The sequence below is a fragment of the Nonomuraea sp. NPDC050691 genome, assembly GCF_040654455.1.
Classification (GTDB): domain Bacteria; phylum Actinomycetota; class Actinomycetes; order Streptosporangiales; family Streptosporangiaceae; genus Nonomuraea.
Window position 1 is genome coordinate 1 of record NZ_JBFAIA010000256.1, and the last position, 8,881, is coordinate 8,881.

At 72.4% G+C, this 8,881-nt stretch carries 9 protein-coding genes; 2 read left to right on the forward strand and 7 right to left on the reverse strand.

The genetic code is table 11. From position 1 onward, the window contains the following. Positions 1–1,285: 5-methyltetrahydropteroyltriglutamate--homocysteine S-methyltransferase (gene metE / locus AB0H81_RS42085; protein WP_358387277.1), on the forward strand; the 1,285-nt coding region annotated here is incomplete at its 5' end. Here the strand turns inward: metE and AB0H81_RS42090 are convergent. The 6 genes from AB0H81_RS42090 to AB0H81_RS42115 all read right to left on the reverse strand — a co-directional run bounded on the left by AB0H81_RS42090 (position 1,278) and on the right by AB0H81_RS42115 (position 7,057). Beyond that, positions 1,278–2,123 (reverse strand): aminoglycoside phosphotransferase family protein, encoded by an 846-nt coding sequence (locus tag AB0H81_RS42090; RefSeq protein ID WP_358387280.1) that lies wholly within the window; start codon positions 2,121–2,123, stop codon positions 1,278–1,280. The genes metE and AB0H81_RS42090 overlap by 8 nt on opposite strands. 62 nt (positions 2,124–2,185) lie before the next feature. Then, positions 2,186–3,106, reverse strand: coding sequence for a carbohydrate ABC transporter permease (locus AB0H81_RS42095; protein ID WP_358387283.1), 921 nt, complete (start codon positions 3,104–3,106; stop codon positions 2,186–2,188). Then, positions 3,106–4,020: a sugar ABC transporter permease gene (locus AB0H81_RS42100; protein WP_358387286.1), complete on the reverse strand. Its 915-nt coding sequence runs from the start codon at positions 4,018–4,020 to the stop codon at positions 3,106–3,108. Before AB0H81_RS42100 ends, AB0H81_RS42095 begins: the two co-directional genes overlap by 1 nt. Further along, complete coding sequence (gene ngcE, locus AB0H81_RS42105) at positions 4,020–5,435, reverse strand: N-acetylglucosamine/diacetylchitobiose ABC transporter substrate-binding protein (RefSeq protein ID WP_358387289.1); 1,416 nt, start codon at positions 5,433–5,435, stop codon at positions 4,020–4,022. The genes AB0H81_RS42100 and ngcE overlap by 1 nt, the downstream gene beginning before the upstream one ends. 17 nt (positions 5,436–5,452) lie before the next feature. Continuing rightward, the gene (locus AB0H81_RS42110) at positions 5,453–6,187 is read right to left on the reverse strand and encodes an SIS domain-containing protein (RefSeq protein WP_358387291.1); all 735 of its coding nucleotides are present in this window, start codon (positions 6,185–6,187) and stop codon (positions 5,453–5,455) included. Then, positions 6,188–7,057, reverse strand: coding sequence for a MurR/RpiR family transcriptional regulator (locus AB0H81_RS42115; RefSeq protein ID WP_358387294.1), 870 nt, complete (start codon positions 7,055–7,057; stop codon positions 6,188–6,190). A gap of 79 nt (positions 7,058–7,136) precedes the next feature. On the opposite strand from AB0H81_RS42115, the gene AB0H81_RS42120 reads away from it, so the two are divergent. After that, positions 7,137–8,081 carry a BadF/BadG/BcrA/BcrD ATPase family protein gene (locus tag AB0H81_RS42120; RefSeq protein ID WP_358387297.1) on the forward strand — a complete coding sequence of 315 codons (945 nt, stop codon included), beginning with the start codon at positions 7,137–7,139 and terminating at the stop codon, positions 8,079–8,081. 1 nt (position 8,082) lies between these two features. On the opposite strand, the gene AB0H81_RS42125 is transcribed toward AB0H81_RS42120, so the two are convergent. Continuing rightward, on the reverse strand, positions 8,083–8,881 hold a 799-nt coding region (locus tag AB0H81_RS42125; RefSeq protein ID WP_358387299.1), incomplete at its 5' end, for a hypothetical protein.

An 8,881-nucleotide genomic window follows, 5' to 3' on the forward strand; every position in this document is an offset into this window, starting at 1 on the left:
CCTGCGGACGGTCCGCGAGCACGCCGCGCGGGTGGTGGTCGGCACGTCGTGCTCGCTGCTGCACGTGCCGTACGACGTGGAGGCCGAGCCGGACCTCGACCCGGCGCTGCGGGCGCGGCTGGCCTTCGCCGAGCAGAAGGTCGCCGAGGTGGTGGAGCTGGCGCGCTCGTCCTGGGACGGCCCGGACCCGGCGGCGCCGTCGGTGCCGCTGGCCGCGCCCGTCCCGGGCGGGGAGCGGGCGCCGTACGCGGTGCGCGCCGCCGCCCAGGCCGAGCGGCTGGGGCTGCCGCCGCTGCCCGTCACCACGATCGGTTCGTTCCCGCAGACCGGCGAGCTGCGCGCCGCCCGCGCCGCCGTGGCGGCCGGGACGCTGCCGGAGCAGGAGTACGAGCGGCTGGTCGAGGCGGAGATCGAGCGGGTCGTCCGCGCCCAGGAGCGGCTCGGCCTCGACGTGCTCGTCCACGGCGAGCCCGAGCGCAACGACATGGTGCAGTACTTCGCCGAGCACCTGGACGGCTTCGCGGTCACCCGGAACGGCTGGGTGCAGTCGTACGGCTCGCGCTGCACCCGCCCGCCGATCCTGCACGGCGACGTCTCCCGGCCGGCCTCCTTCACCGTGCGGTGGGCCCGCCACGCCCAGTCGCTGACGGACCGCCCGGTCAAGGGCATGCTCACGGGGCCGGTCACGATCGTCGCCTGGTCGTTCGTCCGGGACGACCTGCCGCTGCGCGACGTGGTGTTCCAGGTGGCGGAGGCGATCCGGGAGGAGGTGCTCGACCTTGAGGCGGCCGGGGTGCCGGTCATCCAGGTGGACGAGCCGGCGCTGCGCGAGCTGCTGCCGCTGCGCCGCGCCTCCCAGGCCGACTACCTGGAGTGGTCCGTCGCCGCGTACCGCCGGGCCACCTCGGGCGCGGGCGAGGCCACTCAGATCCACACGCACCTGTGCTACTCGGACGCCGACCAGATCCTGGCCGCGATCGACGGCCTCGACGCGGACGTCACCACGGTCGAGTCGGCCCGCTCGGGCGGGCGCATCCTGGGGGCGGTCGGCGGGATCGGGCGCGGGCTCGGGCCCGGGGTGTACGACATCCACTCGCCGCGGGTGCCGGGCGGCGAGGAGGTCGAGCGGCTGCTGCGCGAGGCGCTGAAGGCCCTGCCGGCCGGGCGGCTCTGGGTGAACCCGGACTGCGGGCTGAAGACGCGCACGTACGAGCAGGTCGAGTCGGCGCTGGCGAACGTGGTGGAGGCGACGCGCCGCCTGCGCGAGGAGCTGGCCCTCAGCTGAAGGTGCGGACCAGGTTGGCCAGGGCGGCGTCCGCGTAGTGCCGGGGGCCCGTGCTCAGGCCGTAGGCCAGGTCCTCGATGAGGGCGCACCGGGCGTAGAAGCGCACCCGCGCCCGGTCGTCCTCGCCGAGGCCGCCGTCGTAGTGCGCGGCGGTGGCCTCGAACACCTCGGGGCCGAGGTCGCGGTAGAGGCGGGCGAAGTCGTGGGCCGGGTCGGTGAACGCGGCGTCGGTCCAGTCGAGGACACCCGTCAGCAGGCCCGTCTCCGGGTCGGCGAGCAGGTGCTCGGCGCCGAGGTCGTTGTGGCAGAACCGGAGGGTGCCCGTGTCGGGGGGCACCGGGGCGCGCAGGAACGCCTCGACCAGCGGGCGCTGCTCCTCCGGCACCTGCTCCTCCACGTCGCGGTAGTCCTGGCCGGCGTCCTGGAGCAGCGTCGGCGCGGGGTAGCGGTCGGGCGGCGCCAGCTCGCGCAGCCCGTCGGCGGGGGCCGTGTGCAGGGCGCTGAGGAACGCCCCCAGCGGCTCGGCCAGCCGCATCGGGTCGGGCACGGGGTGCAGGTTGAGCGGCCTGCCGGGCAGCTTGCGGTAGGCGATGACGGCGGCCTCCGGGTCGCTGAAGACCACCTCGGGCACCGGCAGCGGGGAGATGGCGCGCACGGCGGCGAGCAGCGCGGTCTCGCGCCGGGTCTCGTCGCCGTCGGCGACCCTCGCGCCCCGGACGATCAGCTCGCCGTCGACCTCGTACACGACGTTGTCCAGGCCCTCGCCGAGCCGGACGATGGAGTGGATCTCGTGGCCGGGCAGATGGCGGGCCAGCAGCGCGCGGATGTCTGCGATCACACTGCGCAGCCTAGGCCCGCCGCGCCCGCCAGGCGAGGGCCCATGCCCGTCCGCTCACCCCGTCACTTCAGCGCCCCCGCGGTCAGCCCGGACTGGATCTGCCGCTGGAAGATCGTGTAGACGACCAGCATGGGCAGGATGGCCAGGGTCAGGGCGGCGAACAGCGCCGACCAGTCCTGGTCGTAGCCGGCCGCGGTGGAGATGTCGGCGATGCCCTGCGTGAGCACCCACTTGTCGCGCTCCTGGAGCAGCACCAGCGGGAGCTGGTACTGGTTCCACTGGCCGAGCACGTTGAAGATGGTGACGCTCACGATGCCGGGACGCGCCATCGGCAGCATGATCTGGAAGAACACGCGGGTGTGCGAGGCGCCGTCCACCATGGCCGCCTCGCCGACCGCCGTGGGCAGGGTGCGGAAGAAGGCGGCCAGGAAGAACACGGTGAACGGCATCGAGTGCGCGATGTAGACGAGCACCAGCCCGGCGTGGGTGTTGAGCCCGATGAACGGCCCGAGCACCGGCACGTTGCCCATGTTCTGCACCACGAAGAACAGCGGGCTCAGCGCCAGGTAGACGGGAAGGGCCAGGCCGGAGACGAACAGCAGGTAGAAGGCCCGGTTGCCGCGGAACGGGTAGCGGGCCAGCACGTAGGCGGCCATGGAGCCGACCAGCATGGTGCCGAACGTGCTGAACGACACCACGATGACGCTGTTGAGCGTGTACTGCCCGATGTGCGCCTGCTCCCATGCCCGGGCGAAGTTGTCCCAGTGCAGGGTCTCGGGCAGCGACCAGGCGTCGCCGAAGATCTCGTCCTCGCTCTTGACCGAGGCGAGGAACGTCCACAGGATCGGCACCACGACGAGCACGGTCCACACCAGCAGCGCCACGTGCGTCAGCACGTTCAGCGGTCCGAGGCGCCGCCTGCGCTCGCGCCGCTCCTCCCGGCGCGAGGTCGCGACCGTCCCCGAGGTCATCGTCGTTGTCATCAGTACTCGATTCGTTCGCGCCTCGACAGGCGCAGCGAGATGATCGCGAAGCCGACGGTGAAGAAGAACATCACGACGCCGAGCGCGGAGGCGTAGCCGAAGCGGAAGTACGAGAACGCGTTGCGGTAGATCTCGGCCGCCATGACGGTGGTGGAGAAGTCGGGGCCGCCGTGCTGGTCGGTCATCACCCACACGATCGCGAACACGTCCAGCGCCAGGATGCCGAGGTACACCCACGCCACCTGGACGGTGTCCCACAGCAGCGGCAGCGTGATCCGGAAGAACAGGCTGCCCCGCCCGGCCCCGTCGATCTGCGCCGCCTCGAACATGTCGCGCGGGATCGAGGCGAGGCCGGCGGAGAAGAGCACCACGTAGAACCCGACGGCCTGCCAGACCATCACGCCGAGGACCGACCAGAAGGCGACGTCCGGGTTCGACAGGAACCCGACCGGTTCGGCCCCGAGGGCCATGAGCGGCCCGTTGAGCATGCCGCTGCCGTCGGGGCGGAACACCTGCTGGAACAGCACCGCCACCACGGCGACGGCCAGCACCTGCGGGAAGAAGAAGATCACCCGGTAGAGCTTGGAGCCCCGGACGCCGGCCCGGCCGCCGCTGCCGCCGCCCACGTTGAGCAGGAAGGCGAAGAACAGCGCGATGACGATCGTCAGCAGCGGCAGCAGCACGAGCAGCGCCGCGTTGTGCCGCACCGCCTTCCAGAAGATCCCGTCGGAGAACAGCCTGGTGAAGTTCTCGAACCCGATGAAACGCGGCGTGGCGCTCACACCCCGCCAGTCGGTCATCGCGATGTAGAACGCCTGGATGTACGGGGAGATGACGTACACCAGGTAGAGCGTCACCGGGGCCGCGAGGAACGCGGTGATGAACAGCCCGCGGCGGTAGCGCTGGAACACCATCAGCGCTTGAACTTCTTGATCGAGGAGTCGCCCTTGATCTCGTCGGCCTTCTTCTGCAGCCGCTCCAGATACTTGTCGGGCGTGAGGCCGCCGGTCATCAGCTCGCCGGTGGCGGCGATGGCCTCGTCCTTGAGCTGGCCGTACCAGGTCTGCCAGCGGTAGGTGACGGAGTTGGCGCCCGCCGCGGTGACGGCCTTGGACGCGCTGGCCGCGCCCGGGGAGAGCTGCCGGCCCTCGCCCGCGCCCTTGACGACCGAGACGGTGCGCACGAGCTCGCTGAAGTCGCCTGCCGCCTTCTTCGACAGCATCGCCCGGAGGTACTCCATGCCGCCCTGGGGGTTGGCGCCCTTGGCCGGGACGATGAAGTTCTCACCGGGCGAGGTGTGCAGGGTGCCGTACGGCATCTTGTCGGAGCCGGTGAAGTCGGGCAGCGGGAACATGCCGTACTCGAAGTCGGCCGGCGTGGTGGTCTTCTGCTCGTTCTCCAGCCACGACCCGGCGGGCAGCATGGCCACCTTGTACTTGTTCTGCGCGGTCTGGGTCTGGACGTGGTCGAGGCCGGCGGTGCCCTCCATGAGGTACTTCGCACCGATCTCGGCCCACGCGGCGGCCGACTGCTTCATCGGCTCGGCGGTCCAGGCGCCGTCCTCCAGGTTGTCGATGTTGACGAGCACCTCCGGCCCGCCGATCTTGGCGGCCAGGGTCAGCAGCGGCTCGTACAGGTACTGCGGGAACTTGCCGGCGTAGGTGAACGGCGCCATCTTGCCGGACTTCTTGATCGTCTCGCAGAGCTTGAGGAACTCGTCCCAGGTCTTCGGCACCTGCCAGCCGTTGTCACGGAAGACCTTCTGCGAGTACCAGATGCCGAAGATGTAGTTGACGTACCCGAGCACCGCGAACTTGCCGTCGTAGGTGCCGATCTCCACGACGGCCGGGTCGAGCAGGTCGCGCACCTTGACGTCGGGGTCGTCCCAGCTCGGCGCGTCGAGCAGCGGGGCGAGGTCCTGGAGCTGGCCGTCCTGGGCGAGCGCGCCGAAGTCCATGGCGTTGGCGCCGGAGTTGTCGATGACGTCGGGCGGGTTGCCGCCGGCGAAGCGCGGCTGCAGGACCTTGGTGATCTCCTTGGTGGACTCGATCTTCACCTGCGCCTGCGGGTACTTGGTCTTGAACAGCGGCTGGTGGATGTCCTTGGCGTAGGCGGTGCCGAAGCCGCCGTCGAAGATCCAGACCTCCAGCGGCTTGTCGGCCGCGACGCCGAAGGGGTTGGCGGCGCTGGTCGCGACCGGCGCCGCCGAGGAGGAGGCCGGCGCCTTGGACGCCGGGGTGGCGCAGGCGGCGAGCGCGCCGGCCACGGGGACGAGCGCGGCGCTCCGGAGGAGCTGGCGCCGGGTGATGTTCTGGGGGGTGTTGGACATTGGTGCTCTCCTGACTTTCAGGCTCCGCGTCTGATGCGCCCCGCGTAGCGGCTCTCCAGGGCCTTGTTGTGCTCGTCGCCGCCGGTCACGTTGACCGACAGGTAGATGGGCGGTGTCTCTCCGAGCGCCGCCAGGCGCTCCACCGCCTCGGTGACGACCATCTGCGCGAGCAGCGCCGAGGTGATCGTGGAGACGGCGCCGTACGTGCCGCCGCCGGGCAGTTCGAGGACGGCGTCCCCGTACGGGGACCCGTTGTCGAGGACGACGTCGGCCAGGTCCAGCAGCCGGTGGCCGGACGGGTGGCGCGAGGTCATCCGGGTGCTGTGCTCGACCGAGGTGATCGCGATCAGGGGGTGGCCGCGGTCCTTGACGAGGGTGGCCAGCTCCACCACCGTGCCGTTGACGCCGGAGCTGGAGACGAGCACGAAGACGTCCTGCGGCTCCACCGGGGCGAGGTCGTAGATCCGCCGGGCGATCGCGGGGTCGCGCTCCAGCTCGGGGGTCAGCACGCCGGGCGGCTCTCCGCCGTACAGGACGAGGTCGCGCGGCGAGAGCCGGTTGCTGGGCACGAGCCCGCCGGCGCGCCCGGCGATCTCCATGGCGATCGCCTCGGAGTGCCCGGACCCGAAGGCGTTCACCACCCCGCCGGCGCGCAGCGCGCCGACGAGCAGCCCGGCCGCCCGGCCCACGGGTTCCGCCTGGCTCTCGACGACCCGGTGCACGAGCTCCAGGGCCTTGGTCGCGTACGTCATTCAGCCTCTCTCCACCCGGTGGCTCTCCACGGCGCTGATCGTGCGCTCGAACGCCTCGTTGGTGCGCTCGTAGGTGCGCTGGGCGACCGCCACGTACACGGCGTCCAGCACGAACAGCTGCGAGTGGACGGCGGCCAGCCCGCCGAGCCGGAACGTGGTCTCCCGGCTGGCCGTCGTGAGCACGAGGTCGGCCAGCTCGGCCAGCGGCGAGCGGGCGAAGGAGGTGACGGCGACCGTCGTCGCGCCGTGACTGCCGGCCTCGGCCAGCGCCTCCATCACCTCGCGGGTGCGCCCGCGGTGGCTGATGCCGATCGCGACGTCGCCCTCGCCGAGCAGCGCGGCGTCGGACAGCGCCACGTGCGCGTCGCCCGCGCTCCAGCACGGCAGGCCGATGCGGCGCAGCCGTCCTTCGAGCATGGTGGCGACGTTGCCGCTGGTGGAGACCCCGACGAGCAGCACGCGGCGGGCCGCGACGACGACGTCGGCCACGCGGGCGACCGTCTCGGAGTCGAGCTGGGCGGCGGTGTCCTGGATGAGCCGGGCGTCGGCGGCGGCCATGACCTCGATGGCGGAGTCGAGCGGGTCGTCCGGGCCGATCTCGTGGCCCACGCCCGCGCCCCACCCGGCCTGCGCGGCCCGGCCGGTCTCGGTGGCCAGCGCCACCCGCAGCTCGGCGTAGCCGGAGAAGCCGAACGCGCGGCAGAAACGCGTCACCGTGGCGGGCGAGCTGCCCGCCCGCTCGGCGAGTGCGATGATCGTCGAGCGTGCGGCCTCGGCGGGATCGCCGAGGATCACCTCGCCGACCCGGCGCAACGCCTCCGGCAAACCGGGTAGTTCTGTTTCGACGCGCCCGAGGGCTCCTGAAGTCACGAATATTCCTTCCGAATACCCGGTCTTCTGGCGAAAATTATTCTTGCTTCCCGGTCGCGTCAAGTCCCAGAATCGGACCGTGACGAAGTCGTTCGTGATCGGGGTGGACGCCGGCGCCACCTCCACCCGGGTGGCGGTCCACGCGCTGGACGGGTCCCGCGTCGGCTACGGCCGGGCCGGCGCCGGCAATCCCAGCGCCCACGGCCTGGGCAAGGCGGTCGCGGCGATCGGCGAGTCCCTCGGGCGGGCGCTCGACGGCATCGACCCGTCACGCGTGGTGGCCTCCCTGGCCGGCGTGGCCGGGCATGTCGAGGAGCTGCCCGGCGAGCTGGCCAAGGTCTGGGCCGGCCACGGCGTCGCCGCCGGGCCCCGGGTCACGGGTGACGTGGTGATCGCGTACGTGGCGGGCACGCCGGAGCCGTCCGGCTCGCTGCTGCTGTCCGGCACCGGCGCGGTGGCCGCCCGCGTCACGGACCACGAGCTGGACGCCATCGCCGACGGGCTCGGCTGGCTGCTGGGCGACGCGGGCTCCGGCTTCTGGATCGGCCGCGCCGCCGCCAAGGCCGTGGTCGCGGCCCTCGACCGCGGCACGCGCGAGGGGGCGCTCGTCGAACTGGTCCTGGACGACTTCCTGGGCGGGTGGCGGGGCGCCACGACCCGCGCCGACGCCGACCGGATCGTACGGCTCGCCCAGGCCGACCACATGCGGCTGGCGTCGCTGTCGGCGCTGGTGAGCCGGGCCGCCTCGGCAGGCGACCCGATGGCCGTGGAGATCGTCCGCGAGGCGGCCGGTCACCTGGCGGCCACGGTCGGGCGCGTCCACGTGTCCGGCCCGACCGTGCTGGCCGGGAGCGTGCTCACCAGCGACGGGCCCGTCCGGCAGGCGGTGGGCGCGCTGCTGACGGGCCGGGAGGTGACGACGGCGGGCGACGGGGCCGGGGCGGCGGCCTGGCTCGCCGCCCGCGAGCTGCTGCCGCCGGAGCGGGCCCGCGAGCTGCACCCGCTCTTCACCGCCGCCTCCTGATCTACTCGCTCGTCGTGTCCTCGGGCTTGGGGCCGCCGTAGATCGGGTTCTTGGCGATCCGCTTCTCGGACACCAGCAGCCGAACGACGCCTGGCTGGTCCGACACCGCCTCCCAGACGGTCCAGTCGTCGCGCACGGGGTCGGACTGCCTCTTGGGGTCCACGCCGTAGCCGTTGCCGCCCGGGTCGGGCTCGATGATCTCGAAGACCGCCTTGAGACCCCGCCGGCGGACCTCGGCCAGGACCTCGCGCACCGGCCGCTCGTCCACGCGGACCCCGGCCAGCATCTCCCCCTTGCGGGTGGCCACGCTGAACGACTGGTACCGCTCCCCCGGCCTGGCCTCGCGGCCGAGGGACAGGACACCCTTGCCGGTCCAGTCGCGGCCCACCTGAACGGTGAGCGCGCAGTCCGGCTGACCGATCGTGCAGCCCTCGGGCTCGAGGTTGCCGCCCATACCCAGGGACGGGCCGGTGCCACCGCCGCCTCCCATCTTGATCACCTCCCCCACCATGCCAGGGGCGACCGGCACCAGCTCCAGCGTGATGTCGAGCCCCACCGCCCGGAATCCCTCCGAGTAGAGCGCGTGGTCGGCGAACGGGTCGCGGATCGTGGCCACCCACCAATCGCCGCGCTGCTCGATCTCGATCGCCGAGTTGGCGTACGAGGTGGCCGTGCCCGAGCCGTCCGGCAGGAAGCTGGGGCCGAGCACGACCGCGGCGGCGAGCGCGGCCGTCGCGAGGGCCCCCGCGACCAGGCGGCGGCGAGTGCGGCGCCTCCTCACGTTCCCCGCGAGCACCGGC

What these genes read in the sequence shown, in the direction of transcription:
- ngcE (WP_358387289.1), bottom strand. Translation starts at nt 5,435, where the DNA reads ATGTCCAACACCCCCCAGAACATCACCCGGCGCCAGCTCCTCCGGAGC.
- AB0H81_RS42100 (WP_358387286.1), bottom strand. Translation starts at nt 4,020, where the DNA reads ATGGTGTTCCAGCGCTACCGCCGCGGGCTGTTCATCACCGCGTTCCTC.
- AB0H81_RS42110 (WP_358387291.1), bottom strand. Translation starts at nt 6,187, where the DNA reads ATGACGTACGCGACCAAGGCCCTGGAGCTCGTGCACCGGGTCGTCGAG.
- AB0H81_RS42095 (WP_358387283.1), bottom strand. Translation starts at nt 3,106, where the DNA reads ATGACAACGACGATGACCTCGGGGACGGTCGCGACCTCGCGCCGGGAG.